The organism is Kitasatospora sp. Xyl93 (genome assembly GCF_055383135.1).
Map to the genome: position 1 here is coordinate 2,611,737 of NZ_AP029185.1, position 25,778 is coordinate 2,637,514.

At 73.3% G+C, this 25,778-nt stretch carries 20 protein-coding genes and 3 tRNA genes; 10 read left to right on the plus strand and 13 right to left on the minus strand.

The window, feature by feature from the left end:
• Nucleotides 1-188 precede the first annotated feature (188 nt).
• Entirely contained in the window at nt 189-1,844 is a 1,656-nt protein-coding gene (locus tag ACZ5GH_RS11560; RefSeq protein WP_464334198.1) for a site-specific integrase, read from the plus strand.
• A gap of 26 nt (nt 1,845-1,870) precedes the next feature.
• On the opposite strand, the gene ACZ5GH_RS11565 is transcribed toward ACZ5GH_RS11560, so the two are convergent.
• On the minus strand, nt 1,871-2,833 hold the full coding sequence (locus tag ACZ5GH_RS11565; protein ID WP_464334199.1) for an Eco29kI family restriction endonuclease: 963 nt from the start codon (nt 2,831-2,833) through the stop codon (nt 1,871-1,873).
• A gap of 111 nt (nt 2,834-2,944) precedes the next feature.
• Between ACZ5GH_RS11565 and ACZ5GH_RS11570 the strand changes: the two genes are divergently transcribed.
• Complete coding sequence (locus ACZ5GH_RS11570; protein ID WP_464334200.1) at nt 2,945-3,145, plus strand: hypothetical protein; 201 nt, start codon at nt 2,945-2,947, stop codon at nt 3,143-3,145.
• Nucleotides 3,146-3,328: 183 nt separating this feature from the next.
• On the opposite strand, the gene ACZ5GH_RS11575 is transcribed toward ACZ5GH_RS11570, so the two are convergent.
• Nucleotides 3,329-3,402 (minus strand) — tRNA-Ile (locus ACZ5GH_RS11575).
• A gap of 188 nt (nt 3,403-3,590) precedes the next feature.
• Between ACZ5GH_RS11575 and ACZ5GH_RS11580 the strand changes: the two genes are divergently transcribed.
• Together ACZ5GH_RS11580 and ACZ5GH_RS11585 are read left to right on the plus strand one after the other, a co-directional pair.
• Nucleotides 3,591-4,445, plus strand: a complete 855-nt coding sequence (locus ACZ5GH_RS11580) for a trypsin-like serine peptidase (RefSeq protein WP_464334201.1) — start codon at nt 3,591-3,593, stop codon at nt 4,443-4,445.
• Nucleotides 4,446-4,563: 118 nt separating this feature from the next.
• On the plus strand, nt 4,564-5,310 hold the full coding sequence (locus tag ACZ5GH_RS11585) for a trypsin-like serine peptidase (protein WP_387748409.1): 747 nt from the start codon (nt 4,564-4,566) through the stop codon (nt 5,308-5,310).
• A gap of 156 nt (nt 5,311-5,466) precedes the next feature.
• Here the strand turns inward: ACZ5GH_RS11585 and ACZ5GH_RS11590 are convergent.
• Nucleotides 5,467-5,539 (minus strand) — tRNA-Asn (locus tag ACZ5GH_RS11590).
• A 61-nt stretch (nt 5,540-5,600) separates the two neighbouring features.
• Nucleotides 5,601-5,673: transfer RNA gene (locus tag ACZ5GH_RS11595), tRNA-Asn, on the minus strand.
• Nucleotides 5,674-5,902: 229 nt separating this feature from the next.
• On the opposite strand from ACZ5GH_RS11595, the gene ACZ5GH_RS11600 reads away from it, so the two are divergent.
• The 4 genes from ACZ5GH_RS11600 to ACZ5GH_RS11615 all read left to right on the plus strand — a co-directional run bounded on the left by ACZ5GH_RS11600 (nt 5,903) and on the right by ACZ5GH_RS11615 (nt 10,856).
• Nucleotides 5,903-6,208: a hypothetical protein gene (locus ACZ5GH_RS11600; protein WP_464334202.1), complete on the plus strand. Its 306-nt coding sequence runs from the start codon at nt 5,903-5,905 to the stop codon at nt 6,206-6,208.
• A 107-nt stretch (nt 6,209-6,315) separates the two neighbouring features.
• Nucleotides 6,316-7,749, plus strand: coding sequence for an FGGY family carbohydrate kinase (locus ACZ5GH_RS11605; protein WP_464334203.1), 1,434 nt, complete (start codon nt 6,316-6,318; stop codon nt 7,747-7,749).
• A gap of 121 nt (nt 7,750-7,870) precedes the next feature.
• A complete protein-coding gene (locus ACZ5GH_RS11610) occupies nt 7,871-9,274 on the plus strand; it encodes a glutamate decarboxylase (protein WP_387748405.1) in 1,404 nt (467 codons plus the stop codon).
• A gap of 388 nt (nt 9,275-9,662) precedes the next feature.
• Nucleotides 9,663-10,856: a helix-turn-helix domain-containing protein gene (locus ACZ5GH_RS11615; protein ID WP_464334204.1), complete on the plus strand. Its 1,194-nt coding sequence runs from the start codon at nt 9,663-9,665 to the stop codon at nt 10,854-10,856.
• Nucleotides 10,857-10,876: 20 nt separating this feature from the next.
• Here ACZ5GH_RS11615 and ACZ5GH_RS11620 read toward each other — a convergent pair whose 3' ends face one another.
• The 5 genes from ACZ5GH_RS11620 to ACZ5GH_RS11640 all read right to left on the minus strand — a co-directional run bounded on the left by ACZ5GH_RS11620 (nt 10,877) and on the right by ACZ5GH_RS11640 (nt 17,830).
• Nucleotides 10,877-11,926 carry an RNA polymerase sigma factor gene (locus ACZ5GH_RS11620; protein ID WP_464336815.1) on the minus strand — a complete coding sequence of 350 codons (1,050 nt, stop codon included), beginning with the start codon at nt 11,924-11,926 and terminating at the stop codon, nt 10,877-10,879.
• Between the two features lie 268 nt (nt 11,927-12,194).
• On the minus strand, nt 12,195-14,102 hold the full coding sequence (gene dnaG / locus ACZ5GH_RS11625) for a DNA primase (protein ID WP_464334205.1): 1,908 nt from the start codon (nt 14,100-14,102) through the stop codon (nt 12,195-12,197).
• An 83-nt stretch (nt 14,103-14,185) separates the two neighbouring features.
• A complete protein-coding gene (locus tag ACZ5GH_RS11630) occupies nt 14,186-15,496 on the minus strand; it encodes a deoxyguanosinetriphosphate triphosphohydrolase (RefSeq protein WP_464334206.1) in 1,311 nt (436 codons plus the stop codon).
• 168 nt (nt 15,497-15,664) lie between these two features.
• Complete coding sequence (locus tag ACZ5GH_RS11635; RefSeq protein WP_464334207.1) at nt 15,665-16,672, minus strand: SGNH/GDSL hydrolase family protein; 1,008 nt, start codon at nt 16,670-16,672, stop codon at nt 15,665-15,667.
• A 213-nt stretch (nt 16,673-16,885) separates the two neighbouring features.
• Nucleotides 16,886-17,830 carry a PAC2 family protein gene (locus ACZ5GH_RS11640; protein ID WP_387748393.1) on the minus strand — a complete coding sequence of 315 codons (945 nt, stop codon included), beginning with the start codon at nt 17,828-17,830 and terminating at the stop codon, nt 16,886-16,888.
• A gap of 730 nt (nt 17,831-18,560) precedes the next feature.
• On the opposite strand from ACZ5GH_RS11640, the gene ACZ5GH_RS11645 reads away from it, so the two are divergent.
• Nucleotides 18,561-19,295 (plus strand): GNAT family N-acetyltransferase, encoded by a 735-nt coding sequence (locus ACZ5GH_RS11645; protein ID WP_387748391.1) that lies wholly within the window; start codon nt 18,561-18,563, stop codon nt 19,293-19,295.
• Here the strand turns inward: ACZ5GH_RS11645 and ACZ5GH_RS11650 are convergent.
• Together ACZ5GH_RS11650 and ACZ5GH_RS11655 are read right to left on the minus strand one after the other, a co-directional pair.
• The gene (locus tag ACZ5GH_RS11650) at nt 19,285-20,475 is read right to left on the minus strand and encodes an ADP-ribosylglycohydrolase family protein (RefSeq protein ID WP_464334208.1); all 1,191 of its coding nucleotides are present in this window, start codon (nt 20,473-20,475) and stop codon (nt 19,285-19,287) included. The genes ACZ5GH_RS11645 and ACZ5GH_RS11650 overlap by 11 nt on opposite strands.
• 135 nt (nt 20,476-20,610) lie before the next feature.
• On the minus strand, nt 20,611-20,754 hold the full coding sequence (locus ACZ5GH_RS11655; protein ID WP_464334209.1) for a hypothetical protein: 144 nt from the start codon (nt 20,752-20,754) through the stop codon (nt 20,611-20,613).
• A 112-nt stretch (nt 20,755-20,866) separates the two neighbouring features.
• Here ACZ5GH_RS11655 and ACZ5GH_RS11660 point away from each other — a divergent pair, with 112 nt between their 5' ends.
• Nucleotides 20,867-21,862, plus strand: coding sequence for a hypothetical protein (locus ACZ5GH_RS11660; RefSeq protein WP_464334210.1), 996 nt, complete (start codon nt 20,867-20,869; stop codon nt 21,860-21,862).
• Between the two features lie 44 nt (nt 21,863-21,906).
• Here the strand turns inward: ACZ5GH_RS11660 and ACZ5GH_RS11665 are convergent, their stop codons facing one another.
• Entirely contained in the window at nt 21,907-22,443 is a 537-nt protein-coding gene (locus ACZ5GH_RS11665; protein ID WP_387748387.1) for a ribonuclease, read from the minus strand.
• A gap of 256 nt (nt 22,444-22,699) precedes the next feature.
• Nucleotides 22,700-25,408, minus strand: coding sequence for a pyruvate, phosphate dikinase (gene ppdK / locus ACZ5GH_RS11670; protein WP_464334211.1), 2,709 nt, complete (start codon nt 25,406-25,408; stop codon nt 22,700-22,702).
• Nucleotides 25,409-25,778: the final 370 nt, after the last annotated feature.

Below are 25,778 nucleotides of genomic sequence, written 5' to 3' on the forward strand. Positions count from 1 at the left end.
GCGAGCGAAGGGGACGTGGGATTCCCCAAAACTCAAGCTCAGAAGGCTTGTTGCGTGTACAGCTGGTCAAGAATGAGGCAAAATAGAACACACATTCGTGTTGCTCTATGTAGCTATTCGCTTCGAAGCGCCACCGGCTGAAAGGGGAAGGCCCGGACATGTTCGACGCTCGGACGTACAAGCGGTGCATGTGCAAGGGGCCACTCGTGCACCGGCGGGGCAAGCTGAAGGGCCAGCCGGTCGTCGACGAGGACGGGGTGCAGAAGATCGGCTACCTCGGTACCGGCTGCCCCGACCTGGAGAAGCGAGACCACGGCACCTGGAGCTTCTATATCGAGCTGCCGGCCGCCGCCGATGGCGTCCGCAAGCGCGTACGCCTGGGCGGCTTCCGCACGCAGACCGAAGCCTCGACGGAGTGCAAGAAGGTCTGGGACCAGCACCAGGCCGGCCTCGACGTCGGTGTGCGGGAGACCGTCGCCCAGTTTCTTGAGCGGTGGATCATCAGCAAGCAGGACCTCGCGGTGTCCACCGCGGCGAAGTACACGGAGCACATGACGCTCCACATCAACCCGTACATCGGGCACCTGGACCGCAAGGAGCTCCGCAAGCACCACATCGAAGCGATGTTCGCATCGATCGTGGACCGCAACACCGAGATCGAAGTCCACCGCGAGTACGTCTCCGTCCTGGCGGCCGCCTGCCAGCAGAAGAAGCAGGCGTGGCGCGACGCCTCCCCCGAAGACCGGCCGATCCTTCGCGCGGCCTGGCACGAGGCCCGCGAGCTGCTCGCCGTCGAACGCAAGAAGGTTCGGCGCGTCACCGGCATCACCACCCAGCACCGGATCCGGGCCACCCTCTCCAGCGCCCTCGAAGACGCCCTCCGCGCCGAGGAAGTCACCAAGAACTGGGCGCACCTCGTACGCCTGCCGAAGGCCAAGGCCCCCAAGCCGCTGCTGTGGACCCCTGCCCGCGTCGCCCGGTGGCGCGAGACCGGCGTGGTCCCCGGCAAGGTCATGGTGTGGACCCCGTCACTCCTCGGCCAGTTCCTCGACGCCTACGTCGACGACGAGCTGTTCGACCTCTTCCACTTCATGGCCATCCGAGGCCCCCGCCGCGGCGAAGCCTGCGCCCTACCCATCTCCGAGATCGACCTCGACGAGATGCAGGTCACGATCAGCCAGCAGGTCGTCTACGTCGCCAAGAAGCTGTTCGGAACCACCCCCAAGGCCGACTCCGAACGCATCATCGATCTCGACCCTGAGACCGCCCGGCTTTTCGCCGACCGCATGGAACGACGCGCCAAGATGCGCGAGAAGGCCGGAGCCGCCTGGGTAGAGACCGGCTTCTTCTTCACCAAGGAGAACGGGGAGGGCTACCACCCCGACCACCTCACCTACCGGTTCAAGAAGATGGTCGAGGACGCCGACCTGCCGCCCGTCACCCTCCACGGGCTGCGTCACGGCGCTGCCTGCATCGCCCACGCGAGCGGCGCCGAGCCCAAGGACATCTCCGAGCAGCTCGGCCACTCCGGCATCCAGATCACCATGGACACCTACACCACCGTCTTCGAGGAGGCCAAGAAGGCGCAGGCCGCAGCCGCCCTCGCTGTCGTCCCCCGCGCCGGCCGCCCCACCCTCGAACCCGCCACGGAGGAGGAGGCCACCCAACCCGAACGGACCGAGGCCCCTGCCTCCGTCCTGGCACAGTCCGGCCCGCACCCCACGTCGGCCACCGTGCCGACTCTGGCACCGGTTCCCGCCCCGAGCAGCGGCGGGCGGCTCGCCGCGCTGCGCCGGGCTCGCGAGAAGAAAGCCGCCAAAGCCAGCGAGCTCACGGCAACGTAGAGGGATGACAAGTGGTGGAAGGCTTGCTACTGGCCTTCCACCACAGACAGATCACCCCAGCGGGCCGCGTTGTCGACCCAGGCCTCCGGCTCTCGCCATCCAGCACCGAACCGTTGGAAGTGCTCTCGAACTTCGCGCCACGTCCTCTCCGTCAGCGCGTCCACTGCGTTCACCCGCTCCGGGTTGTGCAGACCATGCCAGGGCAGGAACCTGCCCCTGAGGTCTCCGCTGAAGGACCTGCTGGTAAAGCCGGTCAGCGTGACGTTCCAGAGCGGCATGTGATCGCGAATCAATAGTTCACGCGCAGGTCGCACAAAAATATCTTCAACTAGGAGGAACCGGACTCGGAAGTCTGCGACGGCAAGGTTCTCGCTGTCATCGATCAGCCGGACCTTATTCCTCAGATCCCTCCAAAGCCCATACTCATGTGGGTGAGCACCCCTGCTCCCCGAGCCGACGTAGAGTGGGGTCTCGCAGCCTTCCGAGGCCGCTTGGGCATAGGCCTCATGATCTCCCGCGTAGTAGAGCGCGTAGAGACCTCCGCCTGGCGGGAACCGGCGGGGGCGCAGCCTGTGGTCGTCCAATCGGATCGGCTCGGTGCTCCTCAAGGCCCAGCTGACGCTTCGAACGAGGTTCTCCTGCCTCAGGGGGTTGAAGAACCGCTCCAGGGGTTCCGAGGCATCAGAAGTCGTGATCCATTGAGACTGCACCGGCAACGCCACGGCCTGGTTCACGCCACCTCTCCGGTGGAACTTCGCCGCGCGGTGCAGAAGGAGAGCTCGCTCAAGATCTCCCCCGCAGGCGCGGACGATCTTCGTGAGCGTGTCAGTCGAAGGAGGCTTCCTGCCTGCCTGCGCGTTGAGCGCCGCGCTGACCGTGTTCCGGGAGAGGCCAGAGGCTTTAGCCAACTGCGTCACGCTGAGGCCCGCGCCGGCACGCATCCGATCCAGCTCGCTTCCCAGCGCATCCAGAGCGTCTTCGTTCGCCACGGCCCTCCCCAGCCATGCCCAATTTCGCCAAGCATTGCACGAACTGGCGGTCTGTGGGCGTCGCCCGCCTCAACGATGGACATAGCAACCGTTCGCTTCGGAAGGGCATCCATGACATCCCAGCTGCACGGCATCGTGCTCACTCTGCTGCTCGTCATCACCGCGTTGGTGGCGCTGCTCGCCGGCGTGTGCGCCGCGTGGCTCCGCACGCTCGAAGGGGCCACGCCGGCGGCCGCCGTGCTCCGCGGCGGAGCCGCGTTTGGCACGACGCTCGCTGTCAGCGCCGCCTTGCTTGCAGTGGTAGCCCGCTAGCCCCGCCTGAACCAGCGCAAGTGCGCCCACCCGCACCATGTCCACTCAATGTCCACTGGCGGGTGAATCTCGGCGTGGCACCAGGCTGACAGCCTGCCCCATGCCCTACAGTTCCACTCGCAGAAGCCAGCTTTTCCGCTGGTCAGGACCCCTATTGGCACAACGGCTTGGATGGGCCGGAGGTGGGGCGGGTGGGACTCGAACCCACGACCAAGGGATTATGAGTCCCCTGCTCTAACCGGCTGAGCTACCGCCCCGGTTCGCCGCACGCGCCGGTCGTCGGCACGGCAGCAGCAGACGGCCCCAGCGAGGCCGTCCCGGGCAGCATAGCCGGTCGATCACCCGTGGTGCGCGCCGGGGGCGCACCTGGGTGCGCGACGGTGCGCACCCCCCGGCGGCGCAACCCGGGTGGCGGCGGGGCACCCGTTCGGGGCAGCCTGGGCGGATGACGACACGTGGGACGGGGGCGGCGGCCGCGGCGTTGGCCCTGGTGCTGGCCGCGGCGGGCTGCACCACCGCGGCGGGACCGGTCGGCGGCGCCCCGACCGTCAGCTCGGCACCGCCCACGGCCGCCGCCCCGGTCGACGGCCACGGCTGGAACCGGCAGCGGCTCAAGGCCGCGGCCGGCCGGCACACCGGGGTCACCCGCACCGCCAAGCCCACCGTGCTCAACGGCCTGGTCGGCGCGGTGTTCACGCGCACCGCCGACGGCGACCACTTCTGCACCGCCAGCGTGGTCGACAGCGCCGGGCTCAACCTCGTCGTCACCGCCGCCCACTGCGTCTGGGACCCGGGGCTCGGCCGGCGCGCCGACCTGGTCTTCGTCCCCGGCTACCGGGACGGCGAGACCCCCAGCGGCGTCTGGCCGCTGCTGGCCGTCACCGTGGACGACGGCTGGAACGACCACGCCGACCCGGACCTGGACGTCGCCTTCGCGGTCGTCCAGGCGCAGAACGGCCGGCAGGTCCAACAGGTGCTCGGCGCCAACCGACTGGGCGTCAACCGGGGCTACCGCCTCCCGGTGAAGGTCACCGGCTACCCGAGCAGCAGCGGCGTCCCGATCACCTGCTCCAACACCACCGCCCGGCAGAGCCCCACCCAGCTGCGGATCGACTGCCCCGACTACACCGGCGGCACCAGCGGCAGCCCCTGGGTCACCGACTTCGACCCGGCCACCAGGACCGGCACCGTGGTCGGCGTGATCGGCGGCTACCAGGAGGGCGGCGAGAGCCCGGACGCCTCGTACAGCAGCTACTTCGGCGACCGCGTCCAGGCGCTGTACGACCGCGCCACCGGCTGACCGGACGGCGGGCGGGCACCCGGTGGTGGCGCCGCCGGGCACGGCCTGGTAGATCTTCCTCACGAACGGCGGAACGCACGGCCCCGGTGCCCGCCCCGAGGAACGAGACGGAGCCCCGATGGACTCCCGCCCGGCACGGCCCGCGCGCACGGCGCGGACGGTCGCGCTGGCCGCCCTGCTGCTGGCCGTCGGCACCGGGTGCGGCGGGCAGGACGGGGCGCCCACGGCCGAGGTCGCGCAGCGGAGCCCCGCCCGGGACCGGATCGGCACCCTCTCCGTCCACACCGCGCAGGGCCCGCGGGCCTGCACCGCGAGCGTGGTGCGCAGCCCCCGGCGCAACCTGCTGGTCACCGCGGCGCACTGCGTGCAGTCCCGGCGGATCGGCCTGCTGGACGGCCTGGTGTTCACCCCCGGCTACCGCAACGGGTCGACCCCGTACGGGACTTGGCCGGTGCAGGCGATCACCGTCGACCCGCGCTGGGCGGCCGGCGACGACCCGGAGTACGACGTGGCGTTCGTCACCGTGGGCAGCGTCGACGGCCGGCAGGTCGAGGACGCGGTCGGCGGCAACCCGATCGGCACCGGCCAGGGCTTCGGGCTGTCCGTCTCGGTCACCGGCTACCCGAACGAGAGCGACGAGCCGATCACCTGCGCGGCCCGGACCCGCTCGCAGAGCGCCACCCAGGAGCGCTTCGACTGCGGCGGCTACACCGACGGCACCAGCGGCAGCCCGTGGATCGCCGGGGACGGCGCGGTGGTCGGCGTGATCGGCGGCTACCAGGAGGGCGGGAGCACCCCCGGCACCTCGTACAGCATCACCTTCGACCAGCGGGTCGCCGACCTCTACCGGAGGGCGACCGCCTGACCCGGCAGCCGGCCGGGCGCCGGGCGGGGCAGCCGGGCGGGCCGCCGGGCGGTGTCGCGTACGTCACGCCCCGGAGCCGGGCGACGACAACACGAAGGCCCCCCGGTCGACCGAGGGGCCTTCGCTCTGAGCAGTCACCGGGCGGACCCGATGCAGCTCCCGCAATTGGACTCGAACCAATAACCTGCCGGTTAACAGCCGGCTGCTCTGCCAATTGAGCTATGCGGGATCGCGGTACTGAACTTCCGCACCACGGACGGGAGTCGAGCCCCGAAGGGCCTTATCCCGAGCTCCCCCAATTGGACTCGAACCAATAACCTGCCGATTAACAGTCGGCTGCTCTGCCAATTGAGCTATGGGGGATCGGCTTCCGCTCCGGCCCCCGGTTTCCCGGGCTCCTCGGCGCTCGCTGCGGGACATACATTAGCGCACTCGGGGGGGTGGTCCGCCAATCGCTTTCCCCGGTTGCCGCCGGGCCGCCGCCCGGCGTGCCCCGCGCGCGCCCGGCGACGGGGCCGGGGATGCTGGGGCACGGACGGTTCGCCGTCCCGACGGACGGGTAGGGCAATGCGGCAGAAGCCGCCAGGAGAGGGTGGATCCGACCATGTGGAAGCTGTCGTTGGCCGCGGGTTTCGCGGCCGGCTACGTCCTGGGCTCGCGGGCCGGGCACCGGCGCTACGAACAGATCGCCAAGGTCACCCGGCAGATCGCCCGGAACCCCGCGGTCCAGGGCGCGACCGACCGGGCCCGGCAGCAGGCCGGGGCGGTGGCCGGGAAGGCCGCCGGCGCGGTCGCCGACCGGGTCGGCGACCGGCTGCCGAGCGCCGTCACGGACCGGGTGCCGTACTTCAACCGCTCCCGGACGGAGGACGACGGCTGGGGCACCTTCCGCCCCTGACGGGAGGGTGACACCAGGGCCGAGCGGGGCCCGGCCCGGTGTCGCGAACCGGCAACGGCTCACCCGGCCCGGACGCGTCCCGGGCCGGGCTGAGGCATGATCTCGGCATGGCCATCGTCGCGGGGATAGACAGCTCGACCAACCGCACGCGGATCGTCGCGTGCGACGCCGACACCGGCGCCGTCCTGCGCTCCGGCAAGGCGCCGCACCCCGTCCCCGAGGACCAGGACCTGCGCCCGGGCGAGGCCGATCCGCAGGTCTGGCTGCACTCGCTCGGCGACGCCGCGACCGGCGGCCTGCTGGAGGGCGTCCGGGCGATCGGGGTCAGCGCCCAGCAGCACGGGATGATCGGCCTGGACGCGGGCGGGGTGCAGGTCCGCCCGGCGATCCTGTGGAACGACCCGCGCTCCAGCGGCGCCGCCGCCAAGCTGCTGGACGCCCTCGGCGGCCGGGCCGCCTGGACCGCCGCGATCGGCGCCGTGCCCGCCCCCACGTACACCATCGCCAAGCTGCGCTGGCTGGCCGAGTTCGAGCCGGCCAACGCCCGCCGGGTCGCCGAGGTGCTGCTGCCGCACGACTGGCTGGTCTGGCAGCTGCTCGGCCACCCCAAGCGCCGCACCACCGACCGCGGCGACGCCTCCGGCACCGGCTACTGGTCGCCGATCACCGGCGAGTACCGGCAGGACCTGGTCGAGCTGGCACTCGGCCACGAGCTCAGGCTGCCCGACGTCCTGCCCCCGGCCGAGCCCGCCGGGCACACCCCCGAGGGCCTGCTGATCTCGGCCGGCACCGGGGACAACATGGCCGCCGCGCTGGGCCTGGGCCTCGGCCCGGGCGACGCGGTGGTCTCCCTCGGCAGCGCCGGGACGATCTTCGCGGTGCACGAGGAGGCCGTGGTGGACGCCTCCGGCCTGGTCTCCTCCTTCGCCGACGCCAGCGGCCGGCACCTGCCGATGGTCGCCACCCTCAACGCCGCCCAGGTGCTGCGCTCCACCGCCGACCTGCTCGGCCGGGACCTGGACGGCCTGAGCGACCTCGCCCTGCACTCCTCCCCCGGCTCCTACGGCCTGGTGCTGCTGCCCTACCTGGACGGCGAGCGCACCCCCGCGCTGCCGCACGCGGCCGGCACCCTGACGGGCCTGCGGGCCGAGGCGATGACCCCTCAGCACCTGGCCCGGGCCGCCGTCGAGGGCATGCTGTGCAACATCGCCGACGCCCTCGACGTACTGCGCGCCCAGGGCGTGCCGGTGAAGCGGGTGTTCCTGCTCGGCACGGCCGGGCGGCTGCCCGCCGTCCGGCACGTCGCCCCGATGCTGTTCGGCGTCCCGGTCGTGGTGCCGCCGCCCGGCGCGCACGCCGCCCGCGGGGCCGCCCGGCAGGCCGCCTGGGCGCTGGCGGGCACCCCGGAGCCCCCGGAGTGGGAGCTGCCGGACGCCGAGACCGTGGAGCCCGACGGGGAACAGGACCTGGCGATCGGCTCGGCGGTGCGTCAGCAGTACCGGGCCGCCCGCGACCAGATCCACCCGGAGGCGGCGGCCTGACCCCCGGTCCGGGGCGACGGACGCCCCGTCGGGGGCGACGGACCGCGCGGATGCGTCGCCCGGCACCCGGTGGCAGCGTGGGTCGGGACACGGCCACCGACGCGAAGGGCGGCAGGACGCCATGGCGCTGCACAAGGGGGCCGGCGGCGACCGCCGGCTGAGCACCGGCCCGTACCCGACCGTCGCCGACCCGCTGGGCGCGATGGAGCTGGCCCCGCCGCTGCACCGGCTCGGCGACCGCCCGGTCGCGGCCGACACCGCGTACCAGCTGATCCACGACGAGCTGATGCTGGACGGCAACGCGAAGCTCAACCTGGCGACCTTCGTCACCACCTCGATGGAGGCGCAGGCCACCCGGCTGATGACCGAGTGCCTCGACAAGAACATGATCGACAAGGACGAGTACCCGCAGACCGCCGAACTGGAGCGGCGCTGCGTGGCGATCCTCGCCGACCTCTGGCACGCCCCCGACCCGGACCGCGCGGTCGGCTGCTCCACCACCGGCTCCAGCGAGGCCTGCATGCTGGCCGGCATGGCGCTCAAGCGCCGCTGGACGCGCCGCAACGCCGACCGCTACGCCGCCGGGGCCCGGCCCAACCTGGTGATGGGCGTCAACGTGCAGGTCTGCTGGGAGAAGTTCTGCAACTTCTGGGAGGTCGAGGCGCGTACCGCGCCGATGGAGGGCACCCGCTTCCACCTGGACGCCGAGCGGGCGGTCGCGCTGTGCGACGAGAACACCATCGGTGTGGTCGGCGTGCTCGGCTCCACCTTCGACGGCTCCTACGAGCCGGTCGCGGAGATCTGCGCGGCGCTGGATGCCTTCCAGGAGCGCACCGGCACCGACGTCCCGGTGCACGTGGACGGCGCCTCCGGCGGCATGGTGGCGCCCTTCCTCGACCCCGGACTGGTCTGGGACTTCCGGCTGCCCCGGGTGGCCTCGATCAACACCTCCGGCCACAAGTACGGCCTGGTGTACCCGGGCGTGGGCTGGGCGCTCTGGCGCGACCAGGAGGCGCTGCCGGAGGAACTGGTCTTCCGGGTCGACTACCTGGGCGGCGAGATGCCGACCTTCGCGCTCAACTTCTCCCGGCCCGGCGCCGAGGTGGTGGCCCAGTACTTCGTCTTCCTGCGGCTCGGCCGGAAGGGCTTCCGGGCCGTCCAGGGCGCCTGCCGCGAGGTCGCCACCCACCTGGCCGGACGGATCGGGGCACTGGACGGCTTCCGGCTGCTGACGAGGGGCGACCAGGTCCCGGTGTTCGCCTTCACCACCGAGGGGGACCTCCCGTTCGACGTGTTCGACGTGTCCCGGCGGCTGCGCGAGCGCGGCTGGCAGGTGCCCGCGTACACCTTCCCGGCGAACCGGGAGGACCTGTCGGTGCTCCGGGTGGTCTGCCGCAACGGCTTCTCCCGGGACCTCGCCGACCTGCTGCTGGGCGACCTCGAGCGGCTGCTGCCGGAGCTGCGGCGCCAGCCCGTCCCGCTCAGGCGGCTCGGGGTGCCGGCCCGCCCGGGCTTCCACCACTGACCGTCCGCCCGGGGAAACCTCACGACCGGGAGGGCGCAGTGAAGCGCCCTCCCGGCCGGAGCGTCCCGGACGGTCCGGGGCAGCCTCCCCCCGCGAGGCTGCCCCGGACCGGTGGGGGGCCGGGAGCGGGTGCGGTCCGACGACGGGTGATCGATCGGCGTCCGAACGGTTCCACCGTCGGGTGGACCGCACCGGCCAGAGAACTCTGCACGATGACCACGGGATTGTTCGAGCGCCTCCGGGGGTTGTGAGACACTTCCGTCCGTCTCAGCGCCATGACCTGGGGTTTGGGACGCCAGGCCGATCGGGTTGGAGACGCCGAGCGGCCCGGGCCGGGGCCCTGCCGCTCATCCGTCCCCCTCCCGTTTCCCTCAATTGGAGCGCCCCATTGGGTTCCGCCTGGAAGCAGCTGCCCGAGGAGCTGTCCGAACCCGCCAGACGCCTGGCGGAGGAGCTCCGGGCCGTCAAGGACACCGCCGGGCTCTCGCTGTCCGACCTGGCCGCCCGGACGCACTACAGCCGGGCCTCCTGGGAGCGCTGGCTGAACGGCAAACGGATCGTCACCGAGCAGGCGCTGGAGGCACTGGTCGGGGCGGTCGAGTGCGACGGGGCCGCACTGCGGGCGCTGTGGCGGCAGGCGACGGCCGCCGCCCCCGGTGAGGCGGTGAAGCGGCCGACCGCCGCCGGCGAGCCCGCGGGCCCGGCCGAGCCCGCTGCCGGGGAGCCCGCGAGCCCCGCGGAGCCCGCTGCCGGGGAGGAGAGCGCCTCCGGCGAGGAGCCGCCCGTTCCGGAGCCCGCCGTCACCGACGCGCCGGTGACCGGGCAGGAGCCCGGGCCCGCCGCCGTCCGCTGGTCGCGGCGCCCGGTGGCACTGGCCTCCGGGGCGGCCGTGCTGGCGCTGCTGCTGGTGCTGGTGGGCCTGCGGATCAGCCGGCACGACGGGCAGGCCGCGGCGGCCGACCAGGCCGCCGCCACGGCCGGCGTCTCCCCCAGCGCCAAACCCGGCCCCACCTCCCCGGCCTGCCGGGCCGTCGGCTGCGCCCACAAGGACCCGAAGACCACCGGCTGCGGCAAGGACGCCCGGACCCTGCAGACCCAGGTGATCGGCAAGGTGGTCGTCTACCTCCGGTACAGCCGGACCTGCCAGGCCGCCTGGGCGGCCATCACCGAGGGCGAGCCCAAGGACTACGCGACGATCAGCGACAACACGGGCGACAGCGAGACGGCGCTCATCCACTGGGGCTACGACAACTACTCGCCGATGCTGAACGCGGCGGACCCGACCGTCGCCTTCCAGGTCTGCGGCTACCAGCCGGCCGGCCACGACTGCACCGCGGTGGTCTCCGACCTGGCCATGGTGGTGGCCTCCACCCCGATCCCGATCGGGCCCGCCTCGCCCCCGCCGGGCACCGGCGCGGGGGCGCCCACCACCCCGGTCCCGGCCACCCCGGCCGAACCGCCGGCTCCGGCCGATCCCGCTCCGGCCGACCCGGCGGCTCCGGCGGCTCCGGTCGACCCCGCGGCGCCGACGGGCTCCGCGGGTCCGTCCCCGTCCCCGTCGCCGTCCGCGTCCACGTCCTAGCACCGGTCACCGGTCACCGGTCAGTCGAGGTAGCCGCGCAGCTGCTCGGCGTAGGCGTGGTCGCGGAGCTTGACCAGGGTCTTCGACTCGATCTGGCGGATCCGCTCCCGCGTCACGCCGAACACCGCGCCGATCTCCTCCAGGGTGCGCGGACGGCCGTCGTCCAGCCCGTAGCGGAGCTGGACCACCTGGCGCTCCCGCTCCCCCAGCGTGGCCAGGACGGCCTCCAGGTGCTGGCGCAGCAGCAGGAAGGTCGCGGACTCGGCCGGCGAGGCGGCGTCGGCGTCCTCGATCAGGTCCCCCAGCGCGACGTCCTCCTCCTCGCCGACCGGGGTGTGCAGCGAGATCGGCTCCTGGGCCAGCCGGAGCAGCTCGCGCACCCGCTCCTCGGTCAGCTCCAGGGCGACGGCGATCTCGGCCGCCGTCGGCTCCTGGCCGCGTTCCTGGAGCAGGGAGCGCTTCGCCCGGACCACCCGGTTGATCAGCTCGACCACGTGCACCGGCACCCGGATCGTCCGGGCCTGGTCGGCCAGCGCCCGGCTCATCGCCTGCCGGATCCACCAGGTCGCGTACGTGGAGAACTTGAAGCCGCGGGTGTAGTCGAACTTCTCCACTGCCCGGATCAGGCCCAGGTTGCCCTCCTGGACCAGGTCCAGCAGGGTCAGCCCGCGGCCGACGTAGCGCTTGGCCACCGAGACCACCAGCCGCAGGTTCGCCTCGATCAGCCGGCGCTTGGCGATCCGGCCCCGCACCACCAGGGCGTCCAGCTCGCCGGCCAGCGGGTCGGGCGGCGGCGGGTCGGTGTTCAGCCGCTCCTCGGCGAAGACGCCCGCCTCCACCCGCCGGGCCAGCTCGACCTCCTCCTCGGCGGTGAGCAGCCGGATCCGGCCGATCTCCCGCAGGTACTGGCGCAGCAGGTCGGCGGTCGGCCCGGTGTCGTCCACGGGGCCGCGGCGCTCCTCCGGGTCCTCGGCCCCGAGCTGGACGTCGGGGTCCGGGTCCGGGTCGAGGCTGTCCGGGTGGCCCTCCGGCAGGCCCTGGGCGGGAACCCGGGCACCGTCCGGGAGCACCGCCCCGGCCCGGTCGTGGTGGGTCTCCTGCTCCCCGGGGCCCTGCTCCCGGCCGTCGGCCGGTTCGGCGGGGCTCGCTCCCCTGCTGGTGGTGGTCGCTGAGACGAGGCCTTGGTCCACGGGCATCCCCTCGGGGCGGGCGCGACTCTGGCGGACCCGCGCTGTACGGAGGTGGGCGGCCTCCAGTGTGCGGTACGCCACACTCCGTGGCCGAGACTCGTGCGCCGATTTTCTGTGTGCAGGTCCTGCGACGGTGCCGCAGCGGAGGCTACAGCGCCGCCGCGCCCCGGCTGCGCAGCTGCTGCCCGTACTGCTGGAGCTGCCACAGCTCGGTCTGCACCGCGTGCAGCTGCTCGGCCTCGACCCGGGGGCCGAGCCGCTGGAGGTAGCCGCGGACCTCGGTGATCCGCCGGTCCACCGCCAGCAGGCGCAGCTTGACCAGGAACTCCCCCGCGTAGACCGCGTCCGCCTTGCGGCGCGAGCGCACCGGCTCGACGGTCAGCTCGGTGACCAGCGAGCGCACCTGGTCGTCCGGGGCCGCCTCGCGCACCGCGCTGGTGAAGTCGGGCAGGGTCGCCCCGTACGCGGCGCCGCCGGCCTTGGCGACGGCTTGCCGCACCGCGGTGTACGGCGGCGTCGGGAACTCGTCGTCGCCGTAGTGGTCGAAGGCCGGGCTGACCAGGTCCGGGTGCTGGAGCGCCAGCTTGAGCAGTTCCCGCTCGACGAACTGGGCCGGGTCGCGCGGGTTGAGCCGGAAGGCGGGCCGCGCGGGGCGCTGCGGCTGGGCCGGCTCGGGGCGGCGCTGGGCGGCCGCACCGCGCGGGTTCTGCTGGCGCTCGCGGTCCCAGCGGGCCAGCTGGGAAATCCGGCGGACGACGAACTGCTCGTCCAGGATGCCGAGCATGCCGGCCAGCCGGACGGCGTACTCGTGCTGGATCGAGCGGTCCTTGATCTTGGCGACGATCGGGGCCGCCTCCTCCAGCGCCGCCGAACGCCCCTCCGGGGTGTCCACCCGGTGCCGGGCCACCACCGAGTTCAGCGCGAACTCGAACAGCGGGACCGGGTTGTCGATCAGGTGCTTGACCGCCTCGTCGCCCTGGGCCAGGCGCAGCTCGCACGGGTCCATGCCGCCCGGGCTGACCGCGATGGAGGTCTTGGCGGCGAACTTCTGGTCGTCCTCGAAGGCGCGCAGGGCGGCCTTCTGGCCGGCCGCGTCGCCGTCGAAGGTGAAGACGGTCTCGCCCCGGTACTGCGAGGTGTCCATCAGCAGCCGGCGGATGATCTTGATGTGGTCCTCGGCGAAGGCGGTGCCGCAGGTGGCCACCGCCGAGGTGACCCCGGCCAGGTGGCAGGCCATCACGTCGGTGTAGCCCTCGACCACCACCGCGCGGCCCGACTTGGCGATCTCCTTCTTCGCCAGGTCGATGCCGTACAGCACGTGGGACTTCTTGTAGATCGGCGTCTCGGGGGTGTTGAGGTACTTCGGGCCGTTGTCGTCCTCGCGCAGGCGGCGGGCGCCGAAGCCGACCACCTCGCCGGCGATGTCCCGGATCGGCCAGACCAGCCGACCCCGGAAGCGGTCGATCAGGCCGCCGCGCTGGCCCTGCGAGGCGAGGCCGCCCAGCAGGATCTCCTTGTCGGTGAAGCCCTTGCCGCGCAGGTAGCGGACCAGGTGCTCCCACCCGGCGGGGGCGTAGCCGACGCCGAAGGTCCTGGCGGCCTCCTCGTCGAAGCCGCGCTCGGCCAGGAAGCGGCGGCCGATCTCCGCCTCCGGCGAGGCCAGCTGCTCCTGGTACCAGGCGGCAGCCACCTTGTGCGCCTCGACCAGCCGGGTGCGCTCGCCCTGCTGGTGGCGGGGGCTGTAGCCGCCCTCCTCGTAGCGCAGGGTGATGCCGGCCTGGGCGGCCATCCGCTCGACGGCCTCGGCGAAGGTGAAGTGCTCGATCTTCATCAGGAAGGCGATGGTGTCGCCGTTCTCCTGGCAGCCGAAGCAGTGGAAGACGCCCTTGGCGGGGTTCACGTAGAAGGAGGCGGACTTCTCGTCGTGGAAGGGGCAGACGCCCTTGTACTCGCCGCCGCCACCGTTGGTCAGCTGTACGTAGTCGCCGACCACCGCGTCGATCGGCAGTGCGCTGCGCACCGCCTGTACGTCTTCGTCCCTGATCCGCCCGGCCACCCCGGAAGTCTACTGGGGCGGCCGCGCTTCCCGGCTGGCACGGCCCACGGGGCCGGCTCAACCGCCCGGGCCGGCGGGGGCGGTCACGCCCAGGCGGCGCCGACGAGTCGGGCGTGCAGGGCGAGGGCCGAGGCGTCCGTGAGGGTGGCGATCTGGTCGACGACCGTGCGGAGCGCGGCGCGGTCGTCCTCGGCCTCGCGGTACATGGCGGCGAACACCGGGTCCAGCCCCTCGGGGGCGCGCTGGGTGAGGACGTACGCCAGCTCGGCGATCACGATCCGCTGGCGGGCCCGCAGCTGGGCCTGCTCGTCGCGCTGCATCACGTAGCGGACGGCGACCGCCTTGAGCACCGTGCACTCCAGCCGGACGTGCCTCGGCACCACCAGCTCGGCGGCGTAGCGGGTGAGCCGGCCGGGGCCGTAGCGGGCGCGGGTGGCCTGCTCGGCGGCCAGGCAGAAGCGGCCGATCAGCTGGCTGGTGAGGTCCTTGAGCCCGGCCCGGGCGCGGGCGGTGCCGTCGTAGGAGCGGGGCCACCACTCCTGGGCGAGCAGCCGGTCCAGGGCGGCGGCGAGCTCCTCCGGCCCGGCGTCCGGGGCGTAGCGCTCGGCGACCTCGAAGAGCTCGGCGCGCTCGCCGGGGGCGCGCAGGGCGGCCGGGTCGATGTGGCCCGCCTGGAGGCCGTCCTCGACGTCGTGGGTGGAGTAGGCCACGTCGTCGGACCAGTCCATCACGGTGGCCTCGAAGCACTTGCGCCCGGCCGGGGAGCCGGCCCGCAGCCAGCGGAAGACCGACAGGTCGTCGGCGTAGACGCCGTACTTGGGCGAGGCCGGGTCGGTGGGGTGGGCGCCCTTGCTCCACGGGTACTTGGTGGCGGCGTCCAGGGCGGCCCGGCTCAGGTTGAGGCCGACGCTGCGGCCGGGCCAGGGGGCGAGCCGGGCGGCGGGCTGCTCGTCCTGGGGCGCGAAGCGCTTGGGTTCGAGCCGGGTGAGGATGCGCAGCGACTGGGCGTTGCCCTCGAAGCCGCCGCAGGCCTCGGCGGCCTGGTCGAGCGCCTCCTCGCCGGTGTGGCCGAACGGCGGGTGGCCGATGTCGTGGGCCAGGCAGGCGGTCTCCACGAGGTCCGGGTCGCAGCCCAGGGCCGCGCCCAACTCCCGCCCCACCTGGGCGCATTCGAGGGAGTGGGTGAGCCGGGTGCGGGGGAAGTCACTGCGCATCGGGGCGACCACCTGGGTGGTGCCGGCCAGCCGGCGCAGCGCGGCCGAGTGCAGCACCCGGGCGCGGTCGCGCTGGAAGGCCGTGCGGCCCGGGCGTTTGTCTGGTTCGGGGACCCAGCGGGCCTCGGCGGCGTGGTCGTACGGGAGCGGGGCGGCGAGGCGGTGCGTGGTGTCGTCCATATGCCCCTCACGGTACGCCGCGCCCCCGACACGCGGGGGGTGCCGCGCGCGAAGGAGCGCGGGCCGGGGCGTGAACGGCGCGCGGCGCGCGGGTGCCCGCCCCGGTGAGTCGGCCCCACCCGGACGGCGCAGCCCCGCGCGCCCCGTACGCCCCCCGGCCGGGAGTCCTCAGCCCTTGATCGCCTTCAGGACCACGCCGGACACCGCCTCCTGGCCCTTGGCGTTGGGGTGGATCGGCGCCAGCCCCTGGGCCGGGAACGGCGGCTCCACCCAGCGCTTGTCCTCCCCCGCGCACATGTCGTGCCCGGCCGAGGGCCCGGAGAGGTCCACGAACACCGCGCCGGCGGCCTCCGCCCGCTTCCTGAGCATGCCGTTGAGCTGTTGCTCCTTCTCCACCAGGAAGCCCAGGTCGGCGGCGGCCACGGCGTTGCCGAGCACCGGCAGGCAGCTCGCCGGGTCGGCCGGGAGCAGCCCGGGGTAGCCGATCACGTACACCCTGGCCTTCGGGGAGCGCTTCCTGACGTCCTGGAGCACCTGGCCGAGCCGGTCGCCGGCCGTGTCCACCTTGCGCTGGACCTCGTCGGTGCCGTTGCCGACGGCGTAGCGGTCACGGCAGGGCGAGTCGCTGATCCGGTGCTCGCTGTCGGTGATCACGCCCTTGACGATGTCCACCAGGTTCTCCTTGGCGCACTCCGTCACGACCTCCATGAAGCCCGCGTCGTTCCCGCCGATCCCCAGGGTGACCAGCCGGGTGTCCGCGGTCAGCGCGTCCAGCTGGGCCGGGTTGGTGCCGTCGGCGACCTTCTGCGGGCTGCTCAGGTCCCCGGTGCGGGCGCCGCTGCAGCTGACGTCCTTGAACTGCCCGGCGGCGAGCGAAAGCCCCTTCGCCACCAGGGACGGGTAGTTGGCCCCGGAGCGGTGGCAGCCGCCCGGCTCGCCGATCTGCGGCTGGATCCTCATCCCGGCGGTGTACGAGTCGCCGAGCGCGACGTACGGGCCGGTGGGCGCCGGGGCGGCGGCCGGCGACGAGGCCACTCCGGCCTGGACGCGGGCGGGCGTCACGCCCGCGGCGGCGCTCCCCCCGCTGTCCGAGCCGGCGTTGTCGGTGCAGCCGGCCAGCAGCACTGCGGCCAGTCCGACGGTCAGGGCGATGGTCGGGCGTGCGGTCCTCGGCATGGTCTCCCCCCGGGGATACGGGTCACGGTCGGCTCCTCACGGCGGCCCGTCCCCCGAGCGCACCAGGGGGCCAACGAACGGCCGTGGCCGATGACTCCCAGCCCGGCGAAATGGCCGTCCGGCGTACCCGAACCGGCCGGAATCCGACCCCGGCCCGACCGGCCCCGGCCGACCGCGGCCTCCGCCGCCCGCTTTCCGCCCGCCCCGCGCCGGCTACTCCGCGCCGCGCTCGTGCTCGGCCAGGAACTGCTCGAAGCGCCGCCCGAGTTCGTCCGCCGAGGGCAGGTCGACCGGCTCGGCCAGCAGACTCTCCCGGCCCTCCGCCCCCGCCACGGCGTCGTACTGGCCCTCCATGCCGCGGATCGCCGAGCGCAACTCGCCGTCCCCCTGGGCCAGCTGCTCCTCGATGTCCGCGTAGACCTCGGAGACCTGCTCGCGCAGCCGGGTGCCGGGCAGCACCAGCCCGGTGGCGGACTGCGCCGCCTCCAGGATCTGCACGGCCGCCGCCGGGTAGGCGGAGCGGGCCACGTAGTGCGGGACGTGCACGGCGAAGCCCAGGACGTCGTGCCCGGCCTCGGCCAGGCGGTACTCCACCAGCGCCTGGGCGCTGCCCGGGACCTGCGCCTGCTCGAACCACTGCGGGTAGCCCGGGGCGAGGTCCAGCCGGTTGCCGTGCGGCGTCAGGCCGACCGGGCGGGTGTGCGGCACGCCCATCGGGATGCCGTGGAAGTCGATCGAGAGCCGGACCTCGAAGCGCTCCACCAGCTCGCGGACGGCACGCGCGAAGCGCTCCCACTCGACGTCCGGCTCGGGGCCGGTGAGCAGCAGGAACGGCGCGCCGGCGGCGTCGTGGACGAGCTGGAGCAGGATCTCCGGCGGGTCGTAGGACGTCCAGCGGTCGTGGTCGAAGACCATCGCCGGGCGGCGAGCCCGGTAGTCCACCAGGCGGTCGTGGTCGAAGCGGGCCACCACCTGCGGCGAGCCCGTCTCCAGCAGGTGGGCCACCACCTGGCCGCCGGCCTCCCCGGCGTCCATGAAGCCCTCGAAGTGCTGGAGCAGCACGAGGCCGGCACCGGTGTCGCGCAGCTGCTCGTTGGCCGCGGCGACGGCGGCCACGCCCCGCTGATCCAGCTCGTACAACGCCTGGAAGTCACGCACCGCGCACCCAACCCCGTTCTCTGCTCGTTCCGGTCGACCGGCTTCTCGTCCTCTCCAGCGTGCCGGGCGCCGCCGGAATTCCCGCTCCGGTGCCCGTCCTGCGGACACCCCGTCCGGGGACCGCCGCACCGGCCGCTCCGCGGGCGGCTCCCGGCCCGTCCGGCGGCTCCCCGCGGGACGCGCCCGACGGCCTCGGCCGACCGCTCCGGACCATGATCGCACCCGACGGAAGAGCCCCTGGTCACAGCCCTGTAAGGGGGCCGTCCGCAGGACCCGGGAGCGGCCCGCGCGCCCATTCGCGCGCCGCGAAGTGACGCACCGCCTTCTGGCGGGTATCGTCCTCTCGCTGCCTCGCATCGTCGCGTCGTCGTCACGTCGTCCGTAACGCCGTCGACCACGTCCCGGTCCGGTGCTCGGCCAGCCACCCACGACGCATCTTGCCTTCACCTGGCCGCCTGCTTCCCTTCGCGCTCTCGTTCCCTCTTCGGCCATTTCGCGGACGCACACTGTCCCCTCGCACGTCCCGCCGGACCGGTCCGAGGATCCGTGTCCGTTCCGGCACCCCGCGCCGCCCGTTCCGGGCCGCCGCCCCCGCCCCGTCCGACCGGCTCTCCGGCGTGCGCGGGTACCCGGCGGACGGACCCGGGCCCAGGCGTACCCAGACCAGCGCACCCCGTGCCGCACCCCGGCGTGGGAGGCTCCCTCCGACCGATGAAGGACCGAAGGTTCCGTGCCCGTACCTGTCATCCTCACCGGCCGCACCGTGCGGCTGGAGCCCCTCGCCGCGCACCATGCCGAGGCCATCGCCGAGGCCGGCGCCGAGGACCGTACGACCTACGCCTTCACCCCCGTCCCGCACGGCCTGGAGGCCGCCCGCGACTACGTCGCCCGGGCGCTCGCCGACCAGGCCGCGGGCCGTTCGCTGCCGTTCGCGACGGTGAACGCCGCCGACGGCCGGGTGGTCGGCTCCACCCGGTTCCTGGAACTCGACTACTGGCAGGGCCCGCTGGTGTGGCCGCCCGCGCCCGGGGTCCCGTTCGGCGATCCGGCCACGGCCGTCCCGGACGCGGCCGAGATCGGCAACACCTGGCTCTCGCCGCGCGCCCAGGGCACCGGCATCAACACCGAGGCCAAGCTGCTGATGCTCCGCCACGCCTTCGAGACCTGGGGCGTGCAGCGGATCTCGCTGCGCGCGGACGCCCGCAACCTGCGCTCGCGCGCCGCCATCGAGCGGCTCGGAGCGACCTCCGAGGGCGTCCGCCGGGCGCACTCGCGCGGGCTGGACGGGGTGGTGCGCTCCACCGCCTTCTACTCGATCCTCGACGACGAGTGGCCGGCCGTCCGGGACATCATCGAGCTGCGGATCGCCGCCGCGACCTCGCCGAGCGCCCCGGATCCGGCGATCAACCAGGAGTGCCTTAGACCGGGCGGCAGCGGCGCCGGGCAGCTGATGATCACGGTCTGAAGCCGGTCCCCGGCGGGTCGTAGCCGACGATCGCCAGTGACAGGACGAGCGGCAGGGCGTCGGGGTCGTCCCACGCCCGGTGGTACGCCGGGTCCGCCTCGACCAGCGCCGACACCGGCCGCCAGCCGCCGCCCGGCACCGGGGCGACCCGGACCCGGTAGACCTCCCGGCCGCCCACCCCGCGGTACAGGTGCAGCGTGCCCTCGGAGGTGACGGAGACCCAGCGCTCCTCCACCGCCCGGGGCCGCAGGCCGCGCCTGATCCGCTCCCAGTCGTGGTCGGACCAGATCCGGTCCGGCACCGGGCACGGGCGGGGCAGGCTCATCGGCAGCAGGTGCGGTTCGCCGGCCGCGCGGACGCCGCCCGGCTCAGGGAACGCCCAGGCGGGCAGCGGCTCGCAGGCGGCCAGCCAGGCCCGCGGGATGCCGCCGGTGCCGGTGTGCGCGGCGACCACCCCGCCGGTGATCGCGGCGACGGTGTCCACGTCGCCGCCGGCCGCGATCGCGTCCCACACGGCGGCGCGGTAGTCGGCCAGGTTCCGGGCGGCGCACCACAGCGCGTACGGGACGGTGTCGGCCGCGGACGTCCGGCTGCCGTTGCCGAGCACCCCCGCGACGAACCGGACGTCCGACCGGCCGAGCAGTGCCCGGGCCTCCTCGAGGCCGTCCTTGACCGGCCCGTTCGGGGTGAGGTCGGCCACCGACTCCAGGAAGCGCTCCGGCGTCGGCGGCCGGCTGCGGGTCCGCGCGGCGTACGCGGCCGCCACCGCGACCGCGATCGCGCCGTCCACGGCCTGCGGGTGGGTGTGGGTGATCAGGGCGGTGTCGGCGGCGGGGCGCACCACCGCCTTCGGGTCCTCGGCGTGCGCGGCGCCGAGCGGGGCGACCCGCATCGCGGCGCCGTTGCCGTACGAGCCCTGGCCGTCGAAGAGTTCGGCGGCCAGCCGGCTCGCGTCGCCGCCCTCCCGGACCAGCCGCAGCAGCCGGTTGGCGGCCGGGCCGTAGCCGCGGTCGAAGTCGTGGCGGCGGGCGAAGGCGTGGGTGAGGTCGAAGGTGTCGATCGCGCCGCGCTCGGTGTGGGCGGCGTACACCGAGCAGGCCGTCTCGGTGTCGTCGGTCCAGGGCCAGGGGCTGTCTCTTGGACTTTGTCGGATCAGGGCGCGGCGGTGGGGTGCGTGCATCGCAAGGCGGAGGAGGGAGCCACTGCGGTGGGGGCACCTCCCGGCCGGAGGCTGGGGGCCATTGGCGACCGACGACAACGCGGCGAGGTGCGTGCCCCGGCGTCGCGCACCCGGCAAGGGTCCAAGAGACAGCCCCTACGGTCCTGGAGGTTCGGTGCGGGCGGCGAGGTGGGCCCGGGCGGTCTCCGGGACGAAGAACTGGGCCCCGAGGGCGTCGCCGACGGAGAGGCCGAGGAGCGCGTCCAGCGCCGGACCGGCGTGGGTGAATGGAATGGTCATATGGCCCCCAGCTCAACGGTTCCTCCGCCGATCCGTCAACACCCGCGACCGCCGCCCCCACCGACGGGGGACGTTTCGCATACCTCCGATCCCGGCGGGCAGGCCCCGGGGCATGACCCGCGCGAATCCCCTCGACCCGGTCGCCCTGCTCGGCGCCGACCAGCAGCACATCGCCACCCGGGCGCAGCTGCGCCGGCTCGGGGTGCCCTCCGGCACCATCGCCCACCGGCTGCGCCCGGGCGGCCCCTGGCAGCAGGTGCTGCCCCGGGTGATCTGCCTCCAGAGCGGCCGGCTGACGATCCACCAGAAGATGCGGGCCGCCCTGGCGTACGCGACGCCGAAGGGTTGCGACGCGCGGGCCGGGGAGGTGCTGCTGACCGGCTTCGCGGTGCTGGCCGAGGCCGGGCTGCCGAGCGCCGGGCACCCGTCCGACCTGAGCTCGGTCGATGTCCTGATCCCCGCTCAACGGCGGGTCGGCGACCGGGAGTTCGTCCGGATCCACCGGGCCTCGGGGGCGATGCCGGGCGGCTTCGAGCGGGACGACGGGCTGTGGAGCACCACCGTCGCCCGGGCGCTGGCGGACCTCGCGCCGAAGGAGACGGGGCAGCGCCGGTTCCGGGCGCTGTGCGCGGAGGCCGTGCAGCGGCGGCACTGCGAACTCGGCGAACTGCTCGACCAGTTGCTGTCCCGCCCGGGTGCGCTCGGGCTGCCCCAGGTGGCCGGGGTGGTGGAGGACCTGACGGTCGGGGTGCGGTCGGTGGTGGAGGGCGAGGCCCGTGAGCTGCTGGCGCACGCGGGGCTGCCGGAGCCGCTGTGGAACCCGGTGCTCTTCCTGGACGGCCGCTTCCTCGCCGTCCCGGACGCCTACTGGCCGCACGCCTGCGTCGCCCTGGAGATCGACTCCCGCGCCTGGCACCTGCGCCCGGCCGAGCACGAACGGGGCATGATCCGCGCCAACCGCCTGACCGCCGCCGGCCTGCCGGTGGTCCGCACCACCCCGGCCCAGCTGCGCCGCGACCCGGCCCCGGTGCTCCACGAGCTGACCGCCCTGGTCACCACCGGTCCGCACGAGCCGCACCCCCGGATCACCTGGCGGCGGGCGCGGTGAGGGGCCGTCGCACGCCCGGGCCGGGGCGGCCTGCCGCGGCCCGCTCAGCAGCGGGAGTCGATCTCCTGGAAGGTGGCGTAGTGGTCGGCGGACCAGTACTGCTCGCCGGAGCCGCCGGTCACCACCCGGCGGGTGCCGCGGTCGTTGGAGCCCGGGGTGACCACGGTGTACTCGTGGTAGTAGCCGCCGGCCTTCCTGGGGAGGCGGTTCTCCCGGTTCTCGAAGACGACGCCGTCGCGGCTGTACGGGTAGGGCCCGCCCTTGGCGATCAGCGTGAGGGTGTCCACGGCCTGGCTGGGCAGCTTGGTGCGGCAGACGTCGGCCATGGCCGGGTCGGTCGGGACCCAGCCGGCGGCCGGGGCGGAGGTGGCGGCGCCCCCGGCGGGCGGGCTCGGCTTGGGGGCCGAGGGCTTGGCCGCCGCGGACCCGGCCGTCGACGGTCCGGCGGTGGCGGCCGCGGTGGGGCTCGCGCCGGCCCCGGGGTGGCCGCTGCCCCGGTCCGTGAGGAGGTACCCGATCCCGGCCAGGACCGCCAGGAGCAGCACGGCCACGACGACGAGCGGGTTCTTGCGGTTGGTCATGCGGTCCAGCTTGGCAGGCGGCCGGTCCGCGCCGGGCGAGCCACCCGCGTGGCCGCCGCCACACCCGGGCCGGACGCGCTCCGCGCCCCGTCCGCGGGCAGACGTACGGCCGGGCGGGAACGGACGCCGTTGTCCGTTCCCGCCCGGCCGTGTCACGTACGCCGGTTCTCCTGCGCCGAGCTCCGGTGTACGCCCTCCCGACGGGAGGGGGAGCGGTCAGTCGTACCCGCGCGTGCGGAGGGGATGCCTACCCTCCTCAGCGCGAGTCGCTGCCCGCCGACTCGATGGCGGCGCGGCCTGCCTCCAGGCGCGCCACCGGGATCCGGAAGGGGGAGCAGGAGACGTAGTCCAGCCCCACCTCGTGGAAGAAGTGGACCGAGTCCGGGTCGCCGCCGTGCTCGCCGCAGACGCCGAGCTTGAGGTCGGGGCGGGTGGCCCGGCCGGCCTCGACGGCGTGCCTGACCAGCGAGCCGACGCCGTCGCGGTCGATGGTCTCGAACGGGGAGACCCCGAAGATGCCCTTCTCCAGGTAGGCGGTGAAGAACGAGGCCTCCACGTCGTCCCGGGAGAAGCCCCAGACCGTCTGGGTCAGGTCGTTGGTGCCGAAGGAGAAGAACTCGGCGGCCTCGGCGATCTGCCCGGCGGTCACCGCGGCGCGCGGCAGCTCGATCATGGTGCCGAGCTTGATGTCCAGCGTCACGCCGGTGGACTTGGCGACCTCGGCGAGCACCCGCTCGCACTCGTCGCGGACCAGCTCCAGCTCCTGGACGGTGCCGACCAGCGGGATCATCACCTCGGGGCGCGGGTCCCCGCCGGCCAGCTTGCGCTCGGCGGCGGCCTCGGCGATGGCCCGGACCTGCATGCCGAACAGGCCGGGGATGACCAGGCCGAGGCGGACGCCGCGCAGGCCGAGCATCGGGTTCTGCTCGTGCAGCTTGTGCACCGCCTGGAGCAGCCGCAGGTCGTTCTCGTTCGGGTCCTTGCGGGCCTCGGCGAGGGCGACGCGCACCGACAGCTCGGTGATGTCCGGCAGGAACTCGTGCAGCGGCGGGTCGAGCAGGCGGACGGTGACCGGCAGGCCGTCCATCGCCTGGAACAGCTCCAGGAAGTCGCCCTTCTGCAACGGCAGCAGGGTGGAGAGGGCGAGCTCGCGGTCCTTGTCGTTGTCCGCCAGGATCAGGTGCTCGACCTCCTTGCGGCGCTCCTCGCCGAGGAACATGTGCTCGGTGCGGCACAGGCCGATGCCCTGGGCGCCGTAGCGGCGGGCGCGCGAGCCGTCCTCGGCGTTGTCGGCGTTGGCCCGCACGGCCAGCCGACGGCGGCCGTCGGCGTGCGACATCAGCCGGTGCACGGCCTGGACCAGCCCGCCCTGGACGTCGGCGCCGGCGTGCAGGGTGCCCTCGAAGTACTCGACCACGGGGGACGGCAGGACGGGCACCTCGCCGAGGTAGACCTTGCCGGTGGCGCCGTCGATCGAGACGACGTCGCCCTCGTGGATCACCTGGCCGTCGGCGGTGGTGAACTTGCGGGCCTTGGTGTCGACCTCCAGCTCCTCGGCGCCGCAGACACAGGTCTTGCCCATGCCGCGGGCGACCACGGCCGCGTGCGAGGTCTTGCCGCCGCGCGAGGTCAGGATGCCCTCGGCGGCGATCATGCCGTCCAGGTCGTCCGGGTTGGTCTCGCGGCGGACCAGGATGACCTTCTCGCCGGAGCGGGACCACTTGACGGCGGTGTACGAGTCGAAGACGACCTTGCCGATCGCGGCGCCCGGCGAGGCGGCCAGGCCCCAGGCGATCTGCTGCGACTCGGCGTTCGGGGCGAAGCGGGGGAACATCAGCTGCGAGAGCTGGCCGCCGGTGACCCGCATCAGGGCCTCGTCCAGGTCGATCAGGCCCTGGTCGACCAGCTGGACGGCGATCCGGAAGGCGGCCGCGGCGGTGCGCTTGCCGACGCGGGTCTGCAGCATCCAGAGCTTGCCGCGCTCGATGGTGAACTCGATGTCGCAGAGGTCGCGGTAGTGGTTCTCGAGCGTCTGCATGATCGCCATCAGCTCGTCGTACGACTTCTTGTCGAGCTTCTCCAGCTCGGACAGCTGCAGGGTGTTGCGGATGCCGGCGACGACGTCCTCGCCCTGGGCGTTGGACAGGTAGTCGCCGTAGACGCCCTGGGCGCCGGTGGAGGGGTCGCGGGTGAAGGCGACACCGGTGCCGGAGTCCTCGCCGAGGTTGCCGAAGACCATGGTGCAGACGTTGACCGCGGTGCCCAGGTCGTTCGGGATGCGCTCCTGGCGGCGGTACAGCCGGGCGCGGTCGCCGTTCCAGGAGTGGAAGACGGCGTGGATCGCCAGGTCCATCTGCTCGCGCGGGTCCTGCGGGAAGGCCCGGCCGGTCTCGCGCTCGACGATGCCCTTGAAGACCTCGACCAGGTCCCGGAGGTCGGCGGCGTCCAGGTCCAGGTCGTTGACGGTGCCCTTGGCGTGCTTGGCCTCGTCCAGGGCCTCCTCGAACAGCTCGCCGTCGACGCCCAGCACGGTCTTGCCGAACATCTGGACCAGGCGGCGGTAGGAGTCCCAGGCGAAGCGCTCGTTGCCGGACTGGGCGACCAGGCCGGCCACCGAGGCGTCGGAGAGGCCGATGTTGAGGACGGTGTCCATCATGCCGGGCATGGAGAACTTCGCACCGGAGCGCACCGAGACCAGGAGCGGGTTGTCGGCCTGCCCGAGCTTCTTGCCCATCTCCTGCTCGAGGGCGTCCAGGTGGGCGCTGATCTCCTCGTGGAGGGAGGTGGGCTCGCTACCGGTCTCCAGGAAGACCTTGCAGGCCTCGGTGGTGATGGTGAACCCCGGAGGGACGGGGAGGCCCAGGTTGGTCATCTCGGCCAGGTTCGCGCCCTTGCCGCCAAGAAGATCCTTGAGGTCCTTGTTTCCTTCGGTGAAGGAGTAAACAAACTTCTGCTGGGACGGCACGGGTCGGTCTCCTCGTACGCGGTTGCCCTGACGCCGGAGAACATACCCATTTCGAAGGCGCTTCTCTGCCCTGAATAGGCCACCCGAGGCCGGTACCAAGCGGTAACCCGCTAGATCGAAAGCGCATAAAGGCGTTCACCTCTGTTGGTGAAATCGTCCGCCTGACGCTAGGCAGTGTTCAAGTCTTGAAGACAAGCAAACCCGAAGATCACACGATCCGGACGCAGGGTAACGACCGCGCGTCGGTGGCGTTGCCCCGGCTTGATTTCCTGCACCCGGATCGCCCGATCACCGGCCGACCGGCTTCGGGAAGCGATTCACAGTCGACCTGTCCATTTCGTCCACTGACCGGCCGTCAGTCCTCAGCCTA